Source organism: Pseudomonas sp. QTF5, from assembly GCF_000512695.2.
Lineage (GTDB): Bacteria > Pseudomonadota > Gammaproteobacteria > Pseudomonadales > Pseudomonadaceae > Aquipseudomonas.
Genome location: NZ_AZRW02000039.1, coordinates 13,166 through 36,063 on the forward strand (window position 1 = coordinate 13,166; position 22,898 = coordinate 36,063).

Annotated in this window: 19 protein-coding genes; all 19 read left to right on the top strand. The window is 58.6% G+C overall.

Translation table 11 applies throughout. The features are described 5' to 3' along the window. Positions 1-13 precede the first annotated feature (13 nt). The 19 genes from uppS (at position 14) to ispD (ending at position 22,852) form a co-directional block, all read left to right on the top strand. On the top strand, positions 14-769 hold the full coding sequence (gene uppS / locus IC37_RS23480; RefSeq protein ID WP_030127991.1) for a polyprenyl diphosphate synthase: 756 nt from the start codon (positions 14-16) through the stop codon (positions 767-769). Next, complete coding sequence (locus IC37_RS23485) at positions 769-1,575, top strand: phosphatidate cytidylyltransferase (protein WP_030127990.1); 807 nt, start codon at positions 769-771, stop codon at positions 1,573-1,575. Before uppS ends, IC37_RS23485 begins: the two co-directional genes overlap by 1 nt. Then, a complete protein-coding gene (gene ispC, locus IC37_RS23490; RefSeq protein ID WP_030127989.1) occupies positions 1,572-2,762 on the top strand; it encodes a 1-deoxy-D-xylulose-5-phosphate reductoisomerase in 1,191 nt (396 codons plus the stop codon). The genes IC37_RS23485 and ispC overlap by 4 nt, the downstream gene beginning before the upstream one ends. Positions 2,763-2,814: 52 nt before the next feature. Continuing rightward, entirely contained in the window at positions 2,815-4,167 is a 1,353-nt protein-coding gene (gene rseP / locus IC37_RS23495) for a sigma E protease regulator RseP (RefSeq protein WP_030127988.1), read from the top strand. A gap of 72 nt (positions 4,168-4,239) precedes the next feature. Further along, positions 4,240-6,630 (top strand): outer membrane protein assembly factor BamA, encoded by a 2,391-nt coding sequence (gene bamA / locus IC37_RS23500; protein WP_030127987.1) that lies wholly within the window; start codon positions 4,240-4,242, stop codon positions 6,628-6,630. Between the two features lie 45 nt (positions 6,631-6,675). Next, positions 6,676-7,179: an OmpH family outer membrane protein gene (locus tag IC37_RS23505; RefSeq protein WP_007907155.1), complete on the top strand. Its 504-nt coding sequence runs from the start codon at positions 6,676-6,678 to the stop codon at positions 7,177-7,179. Positions 7,180-7,182: 3 nt separating this feature from the next. Continuing rightward, complete coding sequence (lpxD, locus tag IC37_RS23510; RefSeq protein ID WP_030127986.1) at positions 7,183-8,238, top strand: UDP-3-O-(3-hydroxymyristoyl)glucosamine N-acyltransferase; 1,056 nt, start codon at positions 7,183-7,185, stop codon at positions 8,236-8,238. Between the two features lie 106 nt (positions 8,239-8,344). Next, positions 8,345-8,785, top strand: a complete 441-nt coding sequence (gene fabZ / locus IC37_RS23515) for a 3-hydroxyacyl-ACP dehydratase FabZ (RefSeq protein ID WP_007907157.1) — start codon at positions 8,345-8,347, stop codon at positions 8,783-8,785. Further along, the gene (gene lpxA / locus IC37_RS23520; protein ID WP_030127985.1) at positions 8,782-9,558 is read left to right on the top strand and encodes an acyl-ACP--UDP-N-acetylglucosamine O-acyltransferase; all 777 of its coding nucleotides are present in this window, start codon (positions 8,782-8,784) and stop codon (positions 9,556-9,558) included. Before fabZ ends, lpxA begins: the two co-directional genes overlap by 4 nt. A 2-nt stretch (positions 9,559-9,560) precedes the next feature. Then, on the top strand, positions 9,561-10,691 hold the full coding sequence (gene lpxB / locus IC37_RS23525; RefSeq protein ID WP_030127984.1) for a lipid-A-disaccharide synthase: 1,131 nt from the start codon (positions 9,561-9,563) through the stop codon (positions 10,689-10,691). An 11-nt stretch (positions 10,692-10,702) separates the two neighbouring features. Further along, on the top strand, positions 10,703-11,329 hold the full coding sequence (gene rnhB, locus IC37_RS23530; RefSeq protein ID WP_033864767.1) for a ribonuclease HII: 627 nt from the start codon (positions 10,703-10,705) through the stop codon (positions 11,327-11,329). Positions 11,330-11,412: 83 nt separating this feature from the next. Beyond that, complete coding sequence (gene dnaE, locus IC37_RS23535) at positions 11,413-14,934, top strand: DNA polymerase III subunit alpha (RefSeq protein ID WP_030127982.1); 3,522 nt, start codon at positions 11,413-11,415, stop codon at positions 14,932-14,934. Between the two features lie 139 nt (positions 14,935-15,073). Beyond that, positions 15,074-16,021 carry an acetyl-CoA carboxylase carboxyltransferase subunit alpha gene (locus tag IC37_RS23540; protein ID WP_030127981.1) on the top strand — a complete coding sequence of 316 codons (948 nt, stop codon included), beginning with the start codon at positions 15,074-15,076 and terminating at the stop codon, positions 16,019-16,021. 145 nt (positions 16,022-16,166) lie between these two features. Then, on the top strand, positions 16,167-17,495 hold the full coding sequence (gene tilS / locus IC37_RS23545; protein WP_030127980.1) for a tRNA lysidine(34) synthetase TilS: 1,329 nt from the start codon (positions 16,167-16,169) through the stop codon (positions 17,493-17,495). Positions 17,496-17,769: 274 nt separating this feature from the next. Next, a complete protein-coding gene (locus tag IC37_RS23550; RefSeq protein ID WP_030127979.1) occupies positions 17,770-19,401 on the top strand; it encodes a CTP synthase in 1,632 nt (543 codons plus the stop codon). A 5-nt stretch (positions 19,402-19,406) separates the two neighbouring features. Next, positions 19,407-20,252 carry a 3-deoxy-8-phosphooctulonate synthase gene (gene kdsA / locus IC37_RS23555; protein WP_030127978.1) on the top strand — a complete coding sequence of 282 codons (846 nt, stop codon included), beginning with the start codon at positions 19,407-19,409 and terminating at the stop codon, positions 20,250-20,252. A gap of 156 nt (positions 20,253-20,408) precedes the next feature. After that, on the top strand, positions 20,409-21,698 hold the full coding sequence (eno, locus tag IC37_RS23560; protein WP_030127977.1) for a phosphopyruvate hydratase: 1,290 nt from the start codon (positions 20,409-20,411) through the stop codon (positions 21,696-21,698). Positions 21,699-21,869: 171 nt separating this feature from the next. Further along, positions 21,870-22,148 carry a cell division protein FtsB gene (gene ftsB / locus IC37_RS23565; RefSeq protein WP_007907178.1) on the top strand — a complete coding sequence of 93 codons (279 nt, stop codon included), beginning with the start codon at positions 21,870-21,872 and terminating at the stop codon, positions 22,146-22,148. Beyond that, positions 22,145-22,852: a 2-C-methyl-D-erythritol 4-phosphate cytidylyltransferase gene (ispD, locus tag IC37_RS23570; RefSeq protein ID WP_030127976.1), complete on the top strand. Its 708-nt coding sequence runs from the start codon at positions 22,145-22,147 to the stop codon at positions 22,850-22,852. The genes ftsB and ispD overlap by 4 nt, the downstream gene beginning before the upstream one ends. Positions 22,853-22,898: the final 46 nt, after the last annotated feature.

Here is a 22,898-nt window from a genome sequence, read left to right on the forward strand (position 1 = left end):
GGGTCGCGTTTTAATGGATAAGACAAAGCAGACTGCGCCGTCCGCGGTGCCGCGCCATGTCGCGATCATCATGGATGGTAATAATCGTTGGGCGAAAAAACGCTTTATGCCGGGTGTCGCCGGGCATAAAGCGGGTGTGGATGCAGTACGTGCAGTGATCGAGGTGTGTGCCGAGGCCAAGGTTGAAGTATTGACCCTGTTCGCCTTCTCCAGCGAAAACTGGCAGCGCCCGGTCGATGAGGTCAGTGCCTTGATGGATTTGTTCTTCAAGGCGTTGCGTCGCGAGGCCAAGCGCCTCAACGACAACAACATCAGTTTGCGCATCATTGGCGATCGTTCGCGTTTTCACCCGGAGCTTCAGGCCGCCATGCGCGAAGCCGAGGCGATGACCGTCGGCGCCAATCGCTTTATCCTGCAGATCGCCGCCAACTACGGCGGTCAGTGGGATATCGCGCAAGCCGCGCAGCGTCTGGCTCGCGAAGTTCAGGCCGGGCATCTGCGTCCGGAGGACATTACCCCTGAGCTGTTGCAAACCTGTCTGGTGACCGGTGATCTGCCGTTGCCGGACTTGTGCATCCGTACAGGTGGCGAGCATCGCATCAGCAACTTCCTGCTGTGGCAACTGGCCTACGCCGAGCTGTACTTCTCCGACCTGTTTTGGCCGGACTTCAAACACGACGCCATGCGCAATGCGCTGGCAGATTTCGCTTCTCGCCAGCGTCGCTTCGGTAAAACGAGCGAGCAGGTCGAGGCTGGAGCCCGGGTTTAATGCTTAAACAACGAATCATCACGGCGCTGATCCTGCTGCCGATTGCCCTGTGCGGGTTTTTCCTGCTCGAAGGGTCCGGTTTTGCGCTGTTCATTGGGCTGGTGGTGACGCTCGGCGCGTGGGAGTGGGCGCGCCTGGCGGGTTTTGCTGCTCAGTCGATTCGCGTTGCCTATGCGGCTGTGGTCGCGTTGGTGCTGTTTGTCATGCACATCCTGCCGGGGCTCGCACCTTGGGTGTTGGGCGCCGCAGTGCTCTGGTGGGGCGTGGCCACGTACCTGGTCTTGACCTATCCACAGTCCCGCGAACACTGGGCCAGTGCAGCCTGCAAGCTGATGATCGGTTTGTTGATTCTGTTACCGGCCTGGCAAGGTCTGATCCTGATCAAGCAGGAACCCTTGGGCAATTGGCTGATCATGGCGGTGATGGTGTTGGTCTGGGGGGCCGATATCGGTGCGTACTTTTCCGGTCGGGCCTTCGGCAAGCGCAAGCTGGCGCCACAGGTCAGTCCTGGCAAGAGCTGGGAGGGCGTTTACGGCGGCTTGCTGCTGAGTCTGGTGATTACCGCAATCGTCGGTTTTGTGCGGGACTGGAGTTTCGCTCAGATACTGATGGGGCTGTTCGGTGCCGCAGTCATCGTGTTCATTTCAGTGGTGGGTGACCTCACTGAAAGCATGTTCAAGCGCCAGTCGGGGATCAAGGACAGCAGTAATCTGCTGCCCGGCCACGGCGGCGTGCTGGACCGCATCGATAGTCTGACGGCGGCGATTCCGGTATTCGCCGTGCTGCTGTGGATGGCCGCGCCATGAGCCGCCCGCAACAGATTACCGTGCTGGGTGCGACCGGTTCGATTGGTCTGAGTACCCTCGACGTCATCGCCCGTCACCCCGAGCGTTATCAGGTTTTCGCCTTGAGCGGTTTCACTCGCTTGAGTGAGTTGTTGGCGTTGTGTGTGCGTCATGCGCCGCGCTTCGCTGTCGTGCCGGAATCTGGCGCTGCCCCAGGGTTGCAGGACGATTTGCGCGCTGCCGGTCTGTCGACCCGCGTTCTGGTGGGGGAGGAGGGCTTGTGTCAGGTCGCCTCCGATCCGGAGGTCGATGCGGTGATGGCGGCCATTGTCGGTGCGGCGGGCTTGCGTCCAACTCTGGCGGCGGTCGAAGCCGGCAAGAAGATTCTTCTGGCCAATAAAGAAGCGCTGGTGATGTCTGGTGCGCTATTTATGCAGGCCGTGCGTAAAAGTGGTTCGGTGCTGCTGCCGATCGACAGCGAACACAACGCGATTTTTCAGTGCATGCCACAGGATTTCGCTCGTGGACTTGGCGCGGTCGGTGTGCGTCGGATTTTACTGACAGCCTCTGGCGGCCCGTTCCGGCAGACACCGATGGCCGAATTGGCGCATGTTTCCCCCGAGCAAGCGTGTGCGCATCCGAATTGGTCCATGGGACGCAAGATTTCGGTGGATTCGTCCAGCATGATGAACAAAGGGCTCGAGCTGATCGAGGCCTGCTGGCTGTTCGACGCCACGCCCTCCCAGGTCGAAGTGGTGATTCACCCGCAGAGCGTGATTCATTCGCTGGTCGACTACATCGATGGTTCGGTATTGGCGCAGTTGGGCAATCCGGACATGCGCACGCCAATCGCCAATGCCCTGGCCTGGCCAGAGAGAATCGACTCGGGTGTTGCGCCGCTGGACCTGTTCGCCATCGCTCGCCTGGATTTTCAGTCGCCCGATGAAGAGCGTTTCCCTTGCCTGCGCCTTGCACGTCAAGCCGCCGAGGCTGGCAACAGCGCACCGGCCATGCTCAATGCCGCGAATGAGGTAGCTGTGGCAGCCTTTCTCGACGGACGGGTTCGCTACCTGGAAATCGCGAGTATTATCGAGGAAGTGTTGAACCTCGAGCCTGTGGTTGCGGTAAACGATCTCGAGGCAGTGTTTACGGCTGATGCGAAAGCACGGGTACTGGCCGGGCAATGGTTGAGCCGTCACGGGCGATAAGTGCTGCGATACGTTGCCCCATGCAGCACGGATAGGATTGCGGAGGAAGTACATGAGCGCGCTCTATATGATTGTCGGCACCCTGGTAGCGCTGGGTGTGCTGGTCACCTTCCACGAATTCGGCCATTTCTGGGTTGCGCGTCGATGTGGGGTCAAAGTGCTGCGTTTCTCCGTGGGCTTCGGCATGCCGCTGCTGCGCTGGCACGACAGCAAAGGCACTGAATTCGTGGTCGCCGCCATCCCGCTGGGTGGCTACGTGAAGATGCTCGACGAGCGCGAAGGCGAGGTCCCGGCCGATCAGGTCGATCAATCCTTCAATCGCAAATCTGTCCGTCAGCGCATCGCCATCGTCGCGGCCGGCCCGATCGCCAACTTTCTATTGGCGATGGTGTTTTTCTGGGCGTTGGCAATGCTCGGCAGCGAGCAGGTGCGGCCGGTTATCGGAGCGGTCGAGTCCGGCAGTATTGCCTCCAAGGCAGGTTTGAGCCCAGGCCAGGAAATTATGGCCGTCGATGGTGAGCCAACCTCCGGCTGGGCCGCGGTGAACCTGCAACTGATCCGTCGTCTGGGTGAGAGCGGTTCCCTTCAATTGCTGGTCCGTGAACAGGGCTCCACGGTGGATTCACCCCGTGAGCTGGTGCTGGACAAGTGGCTCAAGGGCGCTGAGGAGCCAGATCCGATTCGCTCGCTGGGTATTCGTCCCTGGCGTCCGGCGTTGCCTCCAGTGCTGGCCGAATTTGATCCGAAAGGGCCGGCGAAAGCTGCGGGCCTGAAGACGGGGGACCGCTTGTTGGCCCTTGATGGCAAGGCGCTGGACGACTGGCAGCAGGTAGTCGATATCGTCCGTACGCATCCAGATACCAAGATCATGCTGCGCGTCGAGCGCGATGGTGCTCAAATCGACGTCCCTGTGACGTTGGCCGCTCGCGGCGAGAGCAAGTCGCCCAGTGGTTATCTGGGCGCCGGGGTGAAAGCGGTCGATTGGCCACCAGAGATGATTCGCGAAGTCAGTTATGGTCCGGTGGCTGCGATTGGCGAGGGTGCCCGACGCACCTGGACCATGAGCGTACTGACCCTCGATTCGCTCAAGAAAATGTTGTTCGGCGAGCTCTCGGTAAAAAACTTGAGTGGACCGATAACCATTGCTAAAGTGGCGGGCGCTTCTGCCCAGTCGGGCGTCGCTGATTTCCTGAATTTCCTTGCTTATCTGAGTATTAGCCTGGGGGTTCTGAATTTGCTGCCCATTCCTGTACTGGATGGGGGGCATTTGTTGTTTTATCTGATCGAGTGGGCGCGTGGTCGCCCCTTGTCGGATCGGGTGCAAGGTTGGGGGATACAGATCGGCATCAGTTTGGTGGTCGGGGTGATGTTGCTTGCTCTGGTCAATGATCTGGGTCGACTGTAACGCTTCGCTGAATTGCGAATCTGCCGCATTTTGCGGCAGTTTTTATTGCCAGTTGGAATAAGAAAGGACTTCATGAAACGTCTGCTGCTAACTGCGGTTCTCACCGTATTGATGATCGCCGAAGTTCACGCCGAGTCCTTCACTATCTCTGATATTCGCGTCAATGGCCTCCAGCGGGTCTCCGCGGGTAGCGTCTTTGGTGCCTTGCCGTTGAACGTCGGCGAACAGGCGGACGATCGTCGTCTGGTGGAATCCACTCGTGCGTTGTTCAAAACCGGGTTCTTTCAAGATATCCAGCTGGGTCGCGATGGCAACGTCCTGGTCATTACTGTAGTCGAGCGTCCATCGGTCGCCAGTATCGAGATCGAAGGCAACAAGGCGATCTCCACTGAAGACCTGATGAAGGGCCTGAAACAATCCGGCCTGGCCGAAGGCGAGATTTTCCAGCGCGCCACCCTCGAAGGTGTTCGTAACGAGCTGCAGCGTCAATACGTCGCTCAGGGTCGCTATTCGGCTACCGTCGACACCGAAGTGGTGCCGCAGCCCCGTAACCGTGTCGGGTTGAAGGTCAATATCAACGAAGGCACCGTTGCGGCTATCCAGCACATCAACGTGGTGGGTAACACTGTCTTCCCTGATGAAGACCTGATCGACCTGTTCGAACTCAAGACCAGCAACTGGCTGTCGTTCTTCAAGAACGATGACAAGTACGCCCGTGAAAAACTCTCCGGTGACCTGGAGCGTCTGCGTTCCTACTATCTGGATCGCGGCTATATCAATATGGATATCGCTTCGACCCAGGTGTCCATCACCCCGGACAAGAAACACGTCTATATCACCGTCAACGTCAACGAAGGCGAGAAGTACACCGTTCGTGACGTCAAGCTCAGCGGCGACCTGAAAGTGCCTGAAGACCAGGTCAAGTCTCTGCTGCTGGTTCAGAAAGGCCAGGTATTCTCGCGCAAGCTGATGACCACCACCTCCGAATTGATCACTCGTCGTCTGGGTAACGAGGGTTACACCTTCGCCAACGTCAACGGCGTGCCTCAGCCTCATGATGACGACCACACGGTCGACATCACGTTCGCTGTCGATCCGGGTAAACGTGCTTACGTGAATCGAATCAACTTCCGTGGCAACACCAAGTCCGAAGACGAAGTGCTGCGCCGTGAAATGCGTCAGATGGAAGGCGGTTGGGCGTCGACTTACCTGATCGATCAATCCAAGACGCGTCTGGAGCGCCTGGGCTTCTTCAAGGAAGTCAACGTTGAAACACCGGCTGTGCCGGGTGTCGACGACCAGGTAGACGTGAACTACAGCGTTGAAGAGCAGGCGTCCGGTTCGATTACCGCCAGCGTCGGTTTCGCCCAGAGCGCCGGCCTGATCCTCGGTGGTTCGATCACCCAGAACAACTTTCTGGGTACCGGTAACAAGGTCAGCATCGGTTTGACCCGCAGTGAATACCAGAGCCGCTATAACTTCGGTTATGTCGACCCCTACTGGACTGCTGACGGTGTGAGCCTGGGTTACAACGCGTTCTACCGCACCACCGACTACGACGAGCTTGACGCCGACCTCACCAGCTATGCGGTAGATAGCCTGGGTGCAGGCGTGAATGTTGGCTACCCGATCAGCGAGACTTCGCGTCTGACCTTCGGTCTGTCGGCACAGCAGGACGACATCAAGACCGGCCAGTACACCGTTGACGAGATTTTCGACTTCGTTAACCGTGAAGGCGATAGCTACCTGAACTTCAAGGCTTCGGCCGGTTGGTCCGAGTCCACCCTGAACAAGGGCGTACTGGCGACCCGTGGTCATTCCCAGAGCCTGACTCTTGAAGCCACGACGCCTGGCAGTGACCTGTCGTTCTTCAAGCTCGATTATCGTGGCCAGCTATTCCAGCCATTGACCGAAAACTACACCATGCGCCTGCACACCGAACTGGGCTATGGCGATGGTTACGGTTCGACCGACGGCTTGCCGTTCTATGAAAACTACTATGCTGGTGGTTTCAACTCGGTTCGCGGCTTCAAGGACAGTACCCTTGGTCCTCGCAGTACCCCTAGCCGCGGCGCAGCTGTGACGGGGAACGCCGGTACGACCCGCGACCCGGACCAGGATCCGCTGCCATTCGGTGGTAACGTCCTGATCCAGGGTGGTGTCGAAGTGCTGTTCCCGCTGCCATTCGTCAAGGATCAGCGTTCCCTGCGTACTTCGGTATTCTGGGATGTGGGTAACGTATTCGACTCCAAGTGCGAAAAAACGACAAATGCGAATGTCGGTTCAACGTCTCAAACAGCGTGCAACGACATCAGCCTGAGCAACATGGCCAGTTCTGTCGGTGTCGGCGTGACCTGGGTCACTGCACTGGGTCCTTTGAGCTTCGCACTGGCAATGCCGGTCAAGAAACCGGATGACGCTGAGACTCAAGTGTTCCAATTCTCCCTCGGCCAGACGTTCTAAGCGTCTGACCCAAGATAACGACAATGGATTTTGTAGGAGTGCATCGTGCGTAAGTTGACTCAATTGGTTCTCCTGGCGACCGTACTGGTAGCAGGTCCGGCTTTTGCCGACATGAAAATCGCCGTTCTGAACTATCAGATGGCACTGCTGGAATCCGACGCGGCGAAAAAATACGCCGTGGATGCCGAGAAGAAGTTCGGCCCGCAACTGACCAAGCTCAAGAGCCTGGAAAGCAGCGCCAAGGGTATCCAGGACCGTCTGATGGCCGGCGGTGACAAAATGCAGCAAGGCGAGCGTGAGCGTCTGGAGCTCGAGTTCAAGCAAAAGGCCCGTGATTTCCAGTTCCAGTCCAAGGAACTGAACGAAGCCAAGGCCGTTGCCGACCGTGAAATGCTGAAACAGCTCAAGCCGAAACTGGACAGTGCTGTGGAAGAAGTCATCAAGAAAGGTGCTTTTGACCTGGTCTTCGAGCGTGGCGCAGTGATTGATGTCAAGCCTCAGTACGACATCACTCGCCAGGTTATCGAGCGCATGAATCAGCTGAAGTAACCCATGACAGCGACTATAAAGCTCGGCCAGTTGGCCGAGTTCCTCGGCGCAACCTTACGTGGCGACCCGAAGAAAGAAATTACTGGGCTAGCCACTTTGCAAGAGGCTGGCCCAGCTCAGTTGAGCTTTCTGGCAAATCCTCAATACCGTAAATACCTGGCTGGCAGTCAGGCCGCAGCTGTATTGCTGAAGGCCGCTGACGCTGAAGGTTTTACCGGTGATGCACTGGTGGTGCCGGATCCGTATCTGGCCTACGCACGCGTTTCCCACCTGTTCGATCCAAAGCCCAAGGCGCCTGCCGGTATTCATCCGACGGCGGTGGTGGCGGCGGATGCAGTGGTCGATCCGGCGGCGAGCATCGGTGCCTTTGTGGTGATCGAAAGTGCAGCGCGTATTGGTGCAGGTGTGACTGTTGGGGCTCATTGCTTCATCGGTGCTCGCAGCGAAATCGGCGAGGGCGGCTGGTTGGCTCCGCGCGTCACGCTGTATCACGACGTGCGCATCGGTAAACGGGTGGTGATTCAGTCCGGTGCCGTGCTTGGAGGTGAAGGCTTCGGTTTTGCCAACGAGAAAGGTGTCTGGCAGAAAATCGCCCAGATCGGCGGCGTCTCGATCGGCGATGACGTGGAGATAGGCGTAAATACCGCTATCGATCGCGGCGCACTGGCCGATACCGTTATCGGCAATGGTGTGAAGCTCGACAATCAGATTCAGATTGCTCACAACGTCCAGGTGGGTGACCACACCGCCATGGCCGCCTGTGTGGGGATCTCCGGCAGCACCAAAATCGGCAAGCATTGCATGCTCGCCGGTGGCGTAGGGCTGGTGGGGCATATCGAGATTTGCGACAACGTTTTCCTGACCGGGATGACCATGGTGACCCACTCGATTACCGAGCCGGGCTCCTACTCTTCCGGTACGGCGATGCAACCGGCGGCCGAATGGCGCAAAAGCGCGGCACGTATCCGTCAGCTCGATGACATCGCGCGACGTTTGCGACAGCTGGAAAAGCGTGTAGGGGACGTGACCCCTGACGGTAATGCTTCATCAGATGGCTGATACCATTTCCATATCAAGTGTGCACAGCCGTTAGACTGCCTCCTTGATTTGCTAGAGGAGTGCGCGTCAGTCGCGCTCCCAATCTTTACATAGGCTTCCCCCCGAAATGATGGACATCAACGAGATTCGCGAATACCTGCCTCACCGTTACCCGTTCCTGCTGGTGGATCGGGTCGTGGATCTGGATGTGGAAGGCAAGCGCATTCGCGCCTACAAGAATGTCAGCATCAACGAACCGTTCTTCAATGGTCACTTCCCTGCGCATCCAATCATGCCGGGCGTATTGATCATCGAAGCGATGGCTCAGGCTGCCGGGATCCTTGGTTTCAAAATGCTCGACGTGAAGCCTGCCGACGGCACGCTTTATTACTTCGTCGGCTCCGACAAGCTGCGCTTCCGTCAGCCCGTGCTGCCAGGCGATCAGCTGATCCTGGAAGCCAAGTTCCTGAGCTGCAAGCGTCAGATCTGGAAGTTCGAGTGCCAGGCTTCGGTCGATGGCAAGCCAGTCTGCTCCGCTGAAATCATCTGCGCGGAACGCAAACTATGAGTTTGATTGACCCTCGCGCAATCATCGATCCGACGGCTGTTCTGGCCGACGACGTCGAAGTCGGCCCTTGGTCGATCATCGGCGCAGGTGTGGAAATCGGCGAGGGGACAGTGATCGGGCCGCATGTGATTCTCAAGGGCCCGACCCGAATCGGTAAGCACAATCGCATCTACCAGTTTTCTTCGGTAGGCGAGGACACGCCCGATCTGAAATACAAAGGCGAAGAAACCCGTCTGGTCATCGGTGACCACAACGTCATCCGTGAAGGCGTGACGATTCACCGTGGGACCATTCAGGACCGTTCGGAAACGACCCTGGGCGATCACAACCTCATCATGGCCTATGCCCACATCGGTCACGACAGCGTTATCGGCAACCACTGCATTCTGGTCAACAACACCGCGTTGGCGGGCCATGTGCACGTCGAGGACTGGGCGATCCTGTCCGGTTTTACCCTGGTTCACCAGTATTGCCATATCGGCGCCCACAGCTTTTCCGGCATGGGCACGGCCATTGGCAAGGACGTTCCAGCCTACGTCACGGTATTCGGCAATCCCGCCGAAGCCCGCAGCATGAATTTCGAAGGCCTGCGCCGTCGCGGTTTCAGCGAAGATGCGATCCACGCGCTGCGTCGTGCCTACAAGGTGGTTTACCGCCAGGGCCTGACGGTCGAACAGGCGCTTGCCGAGCTGGCCGAACCCTCGCTTCAGTTCCCGGAAGTCGCGGTGTTCCGTGACTCCATCCAGTCTTCGACCCGCGGCATCACCCGTTAACCATGGCCAATTTGCGTATTGCGCTGGTGGCGGGTGAGGCTTCCGGTGACATTCTGGGTGCGGGCCTCATGCGCGCGCTCAAGGCTCGGCATCCGGCGGTCGAGTTCATCGGTGTCGGCGGTCCGCTGATGCAAGCCGAAGGCCTGACCTCGTATTTCCCGATGGAACGTCTTTCTGTGATGGGCCTGGTGGAAGTGCTGGGCCGGTTGCGCGAGTTGCTCAAGCGTCGCAAGAAACTGGTCGCAGACCTGATCGCCGAGAAGCCGGACGTGTTCATCGGTATCGATGCTCCGGATTTCAACCTCAATATCGAACTCAAGCTGCGTCAGGCCGGGATCAAGACCGTGCATTACGTCAGCCCGTCGGTCTGGGCCTGGCGGCAGAAGCGGGTGCTGAAGATTCGCGAAGGTTGCGACCTGATGCTGACGCTGTTCCCGTTCGAAGCCAAATTTTATGAAGAGAAGGGCGTGCCGGTGCGGTTTGTCGGACATTCCCTGGCCGATGCGATTCCGCTTGAGGCTGATCGCGCCGCGGCGCGGGCCGAACTTGGCTTGCCGGAAGGGCCGCTGGTCGCCCTGATGCCGGGCAGCCGTGGCGGTGAGGTCGGGCGCCTTGGTGCGCTGTTCCTAGACACCGCCCAGCGCTTGCGCGCCATGCGTCCGGGCGTACGGTTCGTCATGCCATGCGCCAGCCCTCAGCGCCGCGCGCAGCTTGAAGAGTTGCTCGTCGGTCGCGATCTGCCGCTGACCCTGCTCGACGGCAAGTCCCATCTGGCGCTGGCATCTTGCGACGCGGTGTTGATCGCCTCCGGAACGGCTACCCTTGAAGCGTTGTTGTACAAGCGGCCGATGGTCGTTGCCTATCGTTTGGCGCCACTGACGTTCTGGATTCTCAAGCGCATGGTCAAAAGCCCCTACGTCTCGTTGCCGAACCTGTTGGCCCAGCGCCTGTTGGTGCCCGAGTTGCTGCAGGACGATGCGACGGTTGAAGCGCTGGCCCAGACGCTGTCGCCATTGATCGAAGGTGGTGAAGAGCAGACTCGCGGCTTTGATGAAATTCACCGGACCCTTCGTCTGGATGCCTCCAACCAGGCTGCGGATGCGGTGCTGAAGCTGATCGGCCAAGTACAATGAGTAAAACAAGCATGCAAATGGGGCTGGATTTCACCTTGGTCGCTGAAGTCGAAGATCTGGTTGCCGGTGTTGACGAAGTCGGTCGCGGCCCGCTTTGTGGCGCCGTGGTGACCGCGGCTGTGATCCTCGATCCGAACCGTCCGATCCTGGGCTTGAACGATTCGAAGAAGCTCACCGAAGCCCGGCGCGAAAAGCTCTACGACGAAATCTGCGAAAAAGCCTTGAGCTGGTACATCGCGCGCGCGGAAGTCGAAGAAATCGATGAGTTGAACATCCTTCATGCCACCATGCTGGCCATGCAGCGTGCGATCGAAGGCCTGCACATTCAGCCAAAACTGGCGATGATCGACGGTAACCGCTGTCCGAAACTGTCCATGCGCGCCGAAGCAGTGGTGCAGGGCGACGGCAAGGTTCCGGCCATCGCTGCCGCATCGATTCTGGCCAAGGTCAGCCGCGACCGCGAGATGGCCGCTTTCGAATTGATCTACCCGGGTTACGGCATCGGAGGCCACAAAGGCTACCCGACGCCCGTTCATCTGGAAGCGCTGGCACGTCTGGGTCCGACACCGATTCATCGCCGTTCGTTTGCCCCGGTACGCCTGGCTTACGAGGCGCGGGAAAACCTGATCGAGAGTTAGTCGCAAGGCTGATGTTTTTGCCAAGGCCCGGTACAATCCGGGCCTTGTTGTCTCCACGTTTCTAGTTTCTAGACAGGATCACTATGCCGGCTTCATTCGTTCATCTACGCCTGCACACTGAATATTCCCTGGTCGACGGTCTGGTGCGGATCAAACCGCTGGTCAAGACCCTCGTCGGCATGAACATGCCTGCCGTGGCGGTCACCGACCAGAACAACATGTGTTCCCTGGTCAAATTCTATAAAGCTGCCATGGGTGCGGGGATCAAGCCGATCTGCGGCGCCGACCTGTGGCTGTCGAACAAGGATCCGGACAACTCCTTGAGCCGGATCAGCCTGCTGGCGATGAACGCCGTGGGTTATCGCAACCTCACCGAACTGATCTCTCGTGGTTTCATCGATGGCCAGCGCAATGGCTCGATCATCATCGAGCGCGAGTGGGTGGCCGAAGCCAGCGAAGGCTTGATCATGCTGTCGGCGGCGAAAGAGGGCGAGATCGGCCTGGCGATGCTCAGCGGCAACCCGGACGAAGCCGAAACCCTGGCCCGCGAGTGGATGACGGTGTTTCCGGATCGCTTCTATCTGGAAGTCCAGCGCACCAGCCGCCCCAATGACGAAGAACAACTGCACGGCGCCGTGGCCCTGGCGGCGAAAATCGGCGCGCCGCTGGTGGCGACCAACGACGTGCGCTTCATCAAGCAGGAAGACTTCGAAGCCCACGAAACCCGGGTTTGCATCGGTGAAGGTCGCGCCCTCGACGATCCGCGGCGTTCGAAGAATTACAGTGATCAGCAATACCTCAAAAGCGCCGAGGAAATGGCCGAGCTGTTCAGCGACTTGCCCGAGGCGTTGGAAAACACCGTCGAGATCGCCAAGCGCTGCAACATCGACGTGAAATTGGGCAAACACTTCCTGCCCAACTTCCCGATTCCCGATGGCATGACCATCGATGAGTATTTCCGCAAGGTGTCCTTCGACGGTCTGGAAGAGCGCCTCACCGTTCTGTTGCCCAAGGACACCACCGAAGACTACGAAGCCAAGCGTCAGGTCTATGTCGACCGGTTGAATTTCGAGCTGGATATCATCATCCAGATGGGCTTCCCCGGTTACTTCCTGATCGTGATGGACTTTATCCAGTGGGCCAAGAGCAACGGCGTGCCGGTAGGTCCGGGTCGTGGGTCGGGTGCCGGGTCGCTGGTGGCCTATGTGCAGAAGATCACCGACCTCGATCCGCTGGAATATGACCTGCTGTTCGAACGTTTCCTTAACCCGGAACGGGTATCCATGCCCGACTTCGACGTCGACTTCTGCATGGACGGCCGTGACCGGGTGATCGACTACGTGGCCGAGAAATACGGCCGGAACGCGGTTAGCCAGATCATCACCTTCGGTTCCATGGCGGCGAAAGCGGTGGTCCGTGACGTTGCGCGGGTGCAGGGCAAGTCCTACGGCTTGGCGGATCGTCTGTCGAAGATGATTCCGTTCGAAGTCGGCATGACCCTGGAAAAAGCCTACGAGCAGGAAGAAATCCTGCGCGACTTCATCAAGGTTGATGAAGAGGCTGCGGAAATCTGGGAGATGGCGCGCAAGCTTGAAGGCGTTGTGCGTAACGTCGGCAAACACGCGGGTGGTGTAGTAATCGCGCCGACCAAGCTGACCGACTTCTCGCCGATTTATTGCGACGAAGCGGGCGATGGCCTGGTAACCCAGTTCGACAAGGATGACGTTGAGGCGGCCGGTCTGGTGAAGTTCGACTTCCTGGGACTTCGGACCCTGACGGTCATCGACTGGGCGCTGAAAACCATCAACCGCGATCGCGCCAAGGTCAACGAGCCGCCGCTGGATATCGCCTTTATCCCGCTGGACGACAAACCGACCTACACGCTGCTGCAAAAAGCTGAAACCACCGCGGTGTTCCAGCTCGAGTCGCGCGGCATGAAAGAGCTGATCAAAAAGCTCAAGCCCGACTGCCTGGAAGACTTGATCGCACTGGTGGCCCTGTTCCGTCCGGGCCCGTTGCAATCAGGCATGGTTGACGACTTTATCAACCGTAAGCACGGTCGCGCGGAGCTCGCGTACCCGCACTCGGATTACCAGTACGAAGGCCTCAAGCCAGTCCTGGCGCCGACTTACGGCATCATCCTGTATCAAGAACAGGTGATGCAAATTGCCCAGGTCATGGCGGGTTATACCCTTGGCGGTGCAGACATGCTGCGTCGAGCCATGGGTAAGAAAAAACCCGAAGAAATGGCCAAGCAACGCGGCGGTTTCATTGAAGGTTGCGCCACCAACAATATCGACGCCGACCTGGCCGGTAACATCTTTGACCTGGTAGAAAAGTTCGCCGGTTACGGCTTCAACAAATCCCACTCCGCCGCGTATGGCCTGGTGTCGTACCAGACCGCGTGGCTGAAAACCCACTACCCGGCGCCGTTCATGGCCGCGGTACTGTCGGCGGATATGCACAACACCGACAAGGTCGTGACCTTGATCGAAGAAATTCGCACCATGAAGCTGCGTCTCGACGCGCCGGATGTGAATACTTCGGAGTTCAAGTTCACGGTGAATGACGAAGGCCGCATTATTTATGGCCTTGGCGCTATCAAGGGAGTGGGTGAAGGGCCGGTGGAAGCGATCACCGAGGCGCGTCAGGACGGACCGTTCAAGGATCTGTTCGATTTCTGCGCCCGTGTCGATCTCAAGCGGATCAACAAGCGCACCCTGGACGGTTTGATCCGCAGCGGCGCGCTGGATCGTTTGGGCCCGTATTTCCATGACGAACCAAAAGCCTATCAAGCCAGCATCGACCAGAACCGCGCGGTCTTGTTGAACGCGATGGAAGGGGCGATCAAGGCTGCCGAACAAACCGCTCGCACCCACGACAGTGGCCACGCCGACTTGTTTGGCGGGCTGTTCGTCGAGGAAGACGCCGATGTCTACGTCAACCACCGCAAGGCCAAGGAACTGACCCTCAAGGAACGCCTGAAAGGGGAGAAAGACACCCTGGGCCTGTACCTGACCGGTCACCCGATCGACGAGTACGAAGGCGAGATTCGTCGCTTCGCCCGTCAGCGCATCATCGACCTGAAGCCGGCTCGCGATACGCAGACGGTCGCGGGCATGATCATCGCCCTGCGAGTGATGAAGAACAAAAAGGGCGACAAGATGGGTTTCATCACCCTCGACGACCGCTCCGGGCGGATCGAAGCCTCGCTGTTCGCCGACGCCTTCCATTCTGCACAGTCGCTGTTGCAGACCGACGCGATGGTGGTTGTCGAAGGCGAAGTCAGCAACGACGACTTCTCTGGTGGCCTGCGGTTGAGGGTCAAGCGCGTGATGAGTATGGAAGACGCGCGCACCAACCTGGCCGAAAGCCTGCGCCTGAAATTGCACACCAAGGATTTGAAGGGCGATCAGCTACGCTGGCTGGGTGAGCTGTTCAAGCGCCACCGCGGCGCGTGCCCGATCACCATGGAGTACACCAGTCCCGATGCGAAGGCCTTGTTGCAGTTCGGCGAGACCTGGCGGATCGATCCGGCGGATGCCTTGATTCAAGCCCTGCGTGACCAGTTCGGGCGAGACAACGTCTTCCTCCAATACCGTTGACGGTCAGGTGTGTTTGAAGCACCTGATCTTGACCCGAATTTTTAATCTCGACCTGAACGCGCCTGTCCCTTAAGGTAGGGCGCGAATAGACAACCGGCCGGCCCAAGTTCTCTTGGAGGTCGACCCAAGACGGACGCCTATGAACCCGAATTTTCTAGATTTCGAACAGCCGATCGCCGACCTGCAAGCCAAGATCGAAGAGTTGCGCTTGGTCGGTAATGACAATTCGCTGAATATCGGCGATGAGATCTCCCGCCTGCAGGACAAGAGCAGCACGCTGACCGAAGACATCTTCGGCAAGCTGACCAGCTGGCAGATCGCACGTCTGGCGCGTCACCCGAAACGTCCATATACCCTGGACTACATCGAACACATCTTCACCGAGTTCGACGAACTGCATGGCGACCGTCACTTCTCCGACGACGCTGCGATCGTTGGCGGCATTGCCCGTCTGGACGACCAGCCGGTGATGATCATCGGTCACCAGAAAGGCCGCGAAGTACGCGAGAAGGTTCGCCGCAACTTCGGCATGCCGCGTCCGGAAGGCTATCGCAAGGCGTGCCGCCTGATGGAAATGGCCGAGCGTTTCAAAATGCCGATCCTGACCTTCATCGACACCCCGGGTGCGTACCCAGGCATCGACGCCGAAGAGCGCAACCAGAGCGAAGCGATTGCCTGGAACCTGCGCGTCATGGCGCGCCTGAAAACCCCAATCATCGCCACCGTGATCGGTGAGGGTGGTTCCGGTGGTGCATTGGCGATCGGTGTCTGCGATCAGTTGAACATGCTGCAGTACTCGACCTACGCGGTGATTTCGCCGGAAGGTTGCGCCTCAATTCTGTGGAAAACTTCCGAGAAGGCTCCGGATGCTGCTGAAGCCATGGGCATCACTGCCGAGCGTCTGAAGGGCCTGGGTATTGTCGATAAAGTGATCGGCGAGCCATTGGGCGGCGCTCATCGTGATCCGGCCGCTGCGGCTGCCTCGATCCGCGCAGAGCTGAGCTCGCAACTGGCGATGCTGAAGAAGTTCGATAACGAGGCGCTGTTGGCCCGCCGTTACGAGCGTCTGATGAGCTACGGTCTCTGATCTGATCTCGGCTTTAATGTGGGAGCGGCGGTGCGACGATTCGACTTGCTCGCGAGGCGGTATAACAGTCAACTGATGTGTTGAATGTTGAACCGCTTTCGCGAGCAAGCCCGCTCCCACATTTGATTTGTGCGAAGTGATCAATATGAGCCAGCCCACGACTGATTTGCCTACCAGGCTCCTGCTGAATCTTGCACCGTGGCGCACCGCCACAACCTGGCGCATCGCCTTCTCTGGTGGTCTCGACTCCACCGTCCTGCTGCACCTTCTCGCGCACCTTGCGAAAACCCAATCCCTGCCGGCGCTGACCGCCATCCATGTCCACCACGGCCTCCAGGCTGCGGCTGATGCGTGGCCGGAGCATTGTCAGTCGGTCTGTGATGCGTTGGGAGTGCCGCTAGAGGTCGTGCGTGTTCAGGTTGAATCCGGCGCCAGCCTTGAGCGTGCGGCTCGGGATGCGCGTTATGGCGCCTTCAACGCGGCGACTCATACTGGTGAAGTGCTGCTCACCGGCCAACACCGTGACGATCAGGCAGAAACCCTGTTGTTTCGGCTGATGCGAGGGGCTGGGGTGAGAGGGTTGTCGGGGATGCCAAGCCAGCGTCCTTTGGGCCGGGGTTATCTGCTGCGACCCTTGCTCGACGTCACTCGCGCCGAGCTTGAGGCCTACGCGACTGAATATCAGTTGAGCTGGATCGAAGATCCTTCGAACCAGGACCAACATTTCTCGCGCAATTATCTGCGTCATCAGGTGTTCCCCGTGTTGATCGCGCGCTGGCCGCAAGCGGTGGCGACTATAGCTCGCAGCGCTGCACATCTGAGCGAAGCGCAGGGACTGCTCGACGAATTGGCGCAAATCGATCTGGCCCACGCCACCACGGTCAGTGATTTCGATTGGCTGGGGTTGCCGTCGCTGGAGTTGGCACCACTGGAAAAACTGTCTGATGCGCGCCAGCGCAACGCGCTAAGTCACTGGCTCAAACTGCTGACGACTTTGCCGGACAGTGACCATTGGTCGGGTTGGGAAAATTTGCGCGATGCGACCGGCGATGCGCGTCCGGTCTGGCGGCTGGCGGCGGGTGAATTGCATCGCGCGGGTGGGCGTCTCTGGTGGTTGTCTGGTAGTTGGCTGCGCACGCCGTCGTCCCCGGTGTCTTGGGTTGATCCCGCAATATCACTGGCGTTGCCGGATAACGGCGTACTTACGTTCACCGGTCAGATCCCCGTTGGCCCGCTGCAGATCCGCTATCGCGAGGGCGGAGAGATTATGAATCTGCCCGATCGCGGCCACCGTGACCTGAAGCGTTTGCTCAACGAAAGCGGTGTGCCGGGCTTCGCCCGTGGCAGATTGCCGCTGGTCTACAGAGGCGAGCAATTGCTGGCGGTGGCGAACCTGCGGGGGCTAAATGGCGGTGAGCAAGGTGGCTGGTATTTGCATTGGCAGCCATCGATCGAAGATCAAGGTTTGAGCTGAAAGGGGCTTTCCGGTAGACTACGCTCCCTTCTTGATACAACTTCTGTGGATTCGCCTGAATCGCAGGAGTTGCCGATTACCAAGCAGTCTTTGCTGGGCGATTCCAAAAAATGTGTAGCGAGCAACCTATCGGTGTTTCATCTACCGGTCTGTCCCAACGCGGCGGTTTTTTTGAAAGGTGCACTGTGATTAATGCAGGTGATCGGGGGCTTCGGCCTTCCTTCGCTTTCCCCGGCGGCTCGGACCGCTTTAACGCAGACTTCTAGGGTTTTTCATGACGCGCTACATATTCGTCACGGGCGGTGTTGTTTCTTCATTGGGGAAAGGCATTGCCTCGGCTTCATTGGCGGCCATCCTGGAGGCGCGGGGACTTAAGGTCACCATGCTGAAGCTGGACCCGTACATCAACGTTGACCCGGGCACCATGAGCCCGTTCCAGCACGGTGAAGTGTTCGTCACCCACGACGGCGCCGAGACCGACCTGGACCTGGGCCACTACGAGCGGTTCATCCGCACGACCATGACCCAGAACAACAACTTCACCACCGGCCGTGTCTACGAACACGTCCTGCGCAAAGAGCGCCGTGGTGATTACCTGGGCGCAACCATTCAGGTGATCCCGCACATCACCGACGAAATCAAGCGCCGGATCATCAAGGGCGCCGGCGATGCCGACGTGGCCATGGTCGAGATCGGTGGCACCGTGGGTGACATCGAATCGCAACCGTTCCTCGAGGCGATCCGTCAATTGCGTTTCGAAGTCGGTGCCAAGCGCGCGATGCTGATGCACCTGACGCTGGTGCCGTACATCGCCACTGCCGGCGAAACCAAAACCAAGCCGACTCAGCACTCGGTCAAGGAACTGCGCTCCATTGGCCTGCAGCCAGACGTGCTGGTGTGCCGTTCCGATCATCCGATCGACATCTCTTCGCGTCGCAAGATCGCCCAGTTCACCAACGTTGAAGAACGTGCGGTGATCGCGCTGGAAGACGCCGACACCATCTACAAGATCCCGGGCATTCTGCACTCCCAGGGCCTGGATGATTTCGTCGTCGAGCGTTTCGGCCTGCAATGCGACAGCGCCGATCTGTCCGAGTGGGAAGCGGTGGTTGATGCCAAGCTCAACCCGGAACACGAAGTCACCATCGCCATGGTCGGCAAGTACATGGAACTGCTGGACGCCTACAAGTCGCTGATCGAAGCGATGAGTCACGCCGGCATCAGCAACCGCACCAAGGTCAACCTGCGCTACATCGATTCCGAAGACATCGAAAACCAGGGCACCGCGCTGCTGGAAGGCGTCGACGCGATTCTGGTACCGGGCGGCTTTGGTCTGCGTGGCGTTGAAGGCAAGATCACTGCCGTTCAATACGCTCGCGAAAACAAGGTTCCATACCTGGGTATCTGCCTGGGCATGCAAGTGGCCGTTATCGAGTTCGCTCGTAACGTCATGGGCTGGAAAGACGCCAACTCCACTGAGTTCGATCGCACCAGCGGTCACCCGGTCGTGGGTCTGATCACCGAGTGGGAAGATGCCACCGGCGCAGTCGAAACCCGTACCGAAACCTCCGATCTGGGCGGCACCATGCGTCTTGGTGCTCAGGATTGCCTGCTTGAGCCAGGTTCCCTGGTGCACGATTGCTACGCCAAGGACGTGATCGTCGAGCGTCACCGTCATCGCTACGAAGTGAACAACAATCTGCTGCCGCAAATCATCGAGGCCGGTCTGAAAATCTCCGGTCGTTCCGGTGATGGCGCGCTGGTTGAAGTGGTCGAAGCGCCGGATCATCCATGGTTCGTCGCTTGCCAGTTCCACCCTGAGTTCACCTCGACGCCACGCGACGGTCACCCGTTGTTCAGCGGTTTCGTCAAAGCCGCTTTGGCTCAACATCAGAAGAAGGCTTGAACCTCATGGCGCAGAAAATCATCCGCGTAGGCAACATCGAGATCGCTAACGACAAGCCGATGGTGCTGTTCGGTGGCATGAACGTGCTGGAAAGCCGCGACATGGCGATGCTGGTCTGCGAAGAGTACGTAAAGGTCACCGAAAAACTCGGTATCCCTTACGTGTTCAAGGCCAGTTTCGACAAGGCAAACCGTTCTTCTGTGACCTCTTACCGTGGCCCCGGCCTGGAAGAGGGCATGCGGATTTTCCAGGACATCAAGCAAGCCTTCGGCGTGCCGATCATCACCGACGTCCACGAGCCTGATCAGGCCGCGGTCGTCGCTGAAGTCTGCGACATCATCCAGTTGCCGGCCTTCCTGTCGCGTCAGACCGACCTCGTGGTCGCGATGGCCAAGACCGGTGCGGTGATCAACATTAAGAAAGCCCAGTTCCTCGCGCCTCAGGAAATGAAACACATCCTGAACAAATGCGTAGAAGCCGGTAACGATCAGTTGATTCTCTGCGAACGTGGTTCGAGCTTCGGCTACAACAACCTGGTGGTCGACATGCTTGGCTTCGGCATCATGAAGCAGTTCGAATACCCGGTGTTCTTCGACGTGACCCATGCGCTGCAAATGCCTGGCGGTCGCTCCGATTCCGCCGGCGGTCGTCGCGGTCAGGTCACCGATCTGGCCAAGGCCGGCATGAGCCAGTCACTGGCTGGTCTGTTCCTTGAAGCCCACCCGGACCCGGACAACGCTAAATGCGATGGCCCTTGCGCCTTGCGTCTGGACAAACTGGAACCCTTCCTGGCCCAGCTCAAAGCACTGGACGAACTGGTGAAGAGTTTTCCGACGGTAGAAACCGCGTAAACCTCAATTCTCCGGTAAAGTACCGCACGATTTAATGCTCAGGCCCTCGGGCTTGAGCCTTTTCGTCCGCAAGCCTGCCCGCTGCCTGTCGCTTGCCGACGATAAAAGATTTCCTTCAGCTGCGTCGTTTTCGTCAACTTTGGAGTGTTTACAACAATGGCAAAAATCGTCGACATCAAAGGTCGTGAAGTTCTCGACTCCCGTGGCAATCCCACTGTGGAAGCAGATGTGCTTCTCGATAACGGCATCATCGGCAGCGCTTGCGCGCCATCCGGTGCTTCCACTGGCTCGCGTGAAGCACTCGAGCTGCGTGATGGCGACAAGAGCCGTTACCTGGGCAAAGGCGTTCTGAAAGCCGTCGGCAACATCAACGGTCCGATCCGCGATCTGTTGTTGGGTGCAGACCCAAGCGACCAGAAGGCGCTGGATCACGCGATGATCAAGCTGGATGGCACCGAAAACAAAGCGACCCTGGGCGCCAACGCGATCCTCGCCGTTTCCCTGGCCGCGGCCAAGGCAGCAGCACAGGACCAGGACCTGCCGCTGTACGCTCACATCGCTAACCTGAACGGCACCCCGGGTGTTTACTCGATGCCGGTTCCGATGATGAACATCATCAACGGTGGCGAGCACGCCGATAACAACGTCGACATCCAGGAATTCATGGTTCAGCCAGTCGGCGCCAAGTCTTTCTCGGAAGGTCTGCGCATGGGCACCGAGATTTTCCATCACCTTAAAGCTGTACTGAAGGCTCGTGGCCTGAGCACTGCGGTCGGTGACGAAGGTGGTTTCGCGCCGAACCTGGCCTCCAACGAAGACGCTTTGAAAGTGATCTCCGAAGCCGTGGCCAACGCCGGTTACAAGCTGGGCACCGACGTGACCCTGGCACTGGACTGCGCGGCCAGCGAATTCTACGAAGACGGCAAGTACAACCTGTCCGGCGAAGGCCAGGTGTTCACCGCTGAAGGTTTCGCCGATTACCTGAAAGGTCTGACCGAGCGTTACCCGATCATCTCCATCGAAGACGGTCTGGACGAGTCCGACTGGGCTGGCTGGAAAATCCTCACCGACAAGATCGGCGAGAAGACTCAGCTGGTGGGCGACGACCTGTTCGTGACCAACACCAAGATCCTGAAAGAAGGCATCGATAAAAAGATCGCCAACTCGATCCTGATCAAGTTCAACCAGATCGGCACCCTGACCGAAACCCTGGAAGCCATCCAGATGGCCAAGGCCGCTGGTTACACCGCCGTAATCTCGCACCGCTCCGGCGAAACCGAAGATTCGACCATTGCCGACCTGGCTGTGGGCACTGCGGCTGGCCAGATCAAGACCGGCTCCCTGTGCCGTTCCGACCGCGTTTCCAAGTACAACCAACTGCTGCGTATCGAAGAGCAGTTGAATGGCAAAGCCAAGTACAACGGTCGTAGCGAGTTCCGCGGCTAAGTGGCAGGAAGTAAAAAGACACCGGATTGTGTCGGAAAAATCGCAGCAGCGATGGATTTGCCACTAATCTGATGCCTTAAGAGCACAAGCCTGGTTCTTCCAGGCTTCGTGCTATCAGAAGCTTCAAAGTTTTGGCATGGCTGTCTTTTTTCACTGGATACCTGATATTCGATGCGCAGTCCCAATTGGTTGTTCCTCGTCTTGCTCTTGCTGCTGGCCGGCCTGCAGTACCGCCTGTGGGTGGGTAATGGCAGTCTGGCGCAAGTGGCCGAGCTGAAGCAGCAGATTGCGGATCAACACGCCGAGAACGAGGCGTTGCTGGAGCGTAATCGGGTGATGGACGCCGAAGTCAGCGAACTGAAAAAGGGCATGGAGACCGTTGAAGAACGGGCTCGTCATGAGTTGGGCATGGTCAAGGACGGTGAAACCCTTTACCAGTTGGCCCAATGATTAATTCGTTACCGGCCTTCTGGGCCGTGATTCCTGCCGCGGGCGTTGGTGCCCGTATGGCCGCGGACCGTCCCAAGCAATACTTGCAGCTGGGCGGGCGCACTATTCTCGAACACAGCCTCGGCTGTTTTCTCGATCATCCTGCCCTGAAAGGGTTGGTGGTCAGTCTTGCAATCGATGATCCTTACTGGCCGAACCTGGCGTGTGCTACTGATCCGCGTATTCAGCGGGTTGAGGGTGGCGCCGAGCGTTCCGGGTCGGTGCTCAATGCCTTGCTGCATCTGCATGCCCAAGGCGCTGACGATGAGGATTGGGTGTTGGTTCACGATGCCGCACGACCGAATCTGGCGCGTGATGATCTCGATAAATTGCTCAGTGAGCTGGCTGACGATCCGGTGGGCGGTCTGTTGGCGGTACCTGCGCGCGATACCCTCAAACGGGTCGACACGCATGGGCGCGTGCTGGAAACGGTGGATCGCAGTGTGATCTGGCAGGCCTATACGCCGCAAATGTTTCGCCTTGGCACGTTGCATCGGGCGTTGGCCGACAGTCTGGTGGCGGACGTTATCGTCACCGATGAAGCCTCGGCCATGGAGTGGTCGGGCCAGGCACCGCGCTTGATTGAAGGGCGATCCGATAACATCAAGGTCACTCGCCCCGAAGATCTGGAGTGGTTGCGGCAGCGTTGGGCTAACCGCCGCTGACTGCTGTGGTGTCTGTCAGATTGCTTTCGCGAGCAAGCCCGCTCCC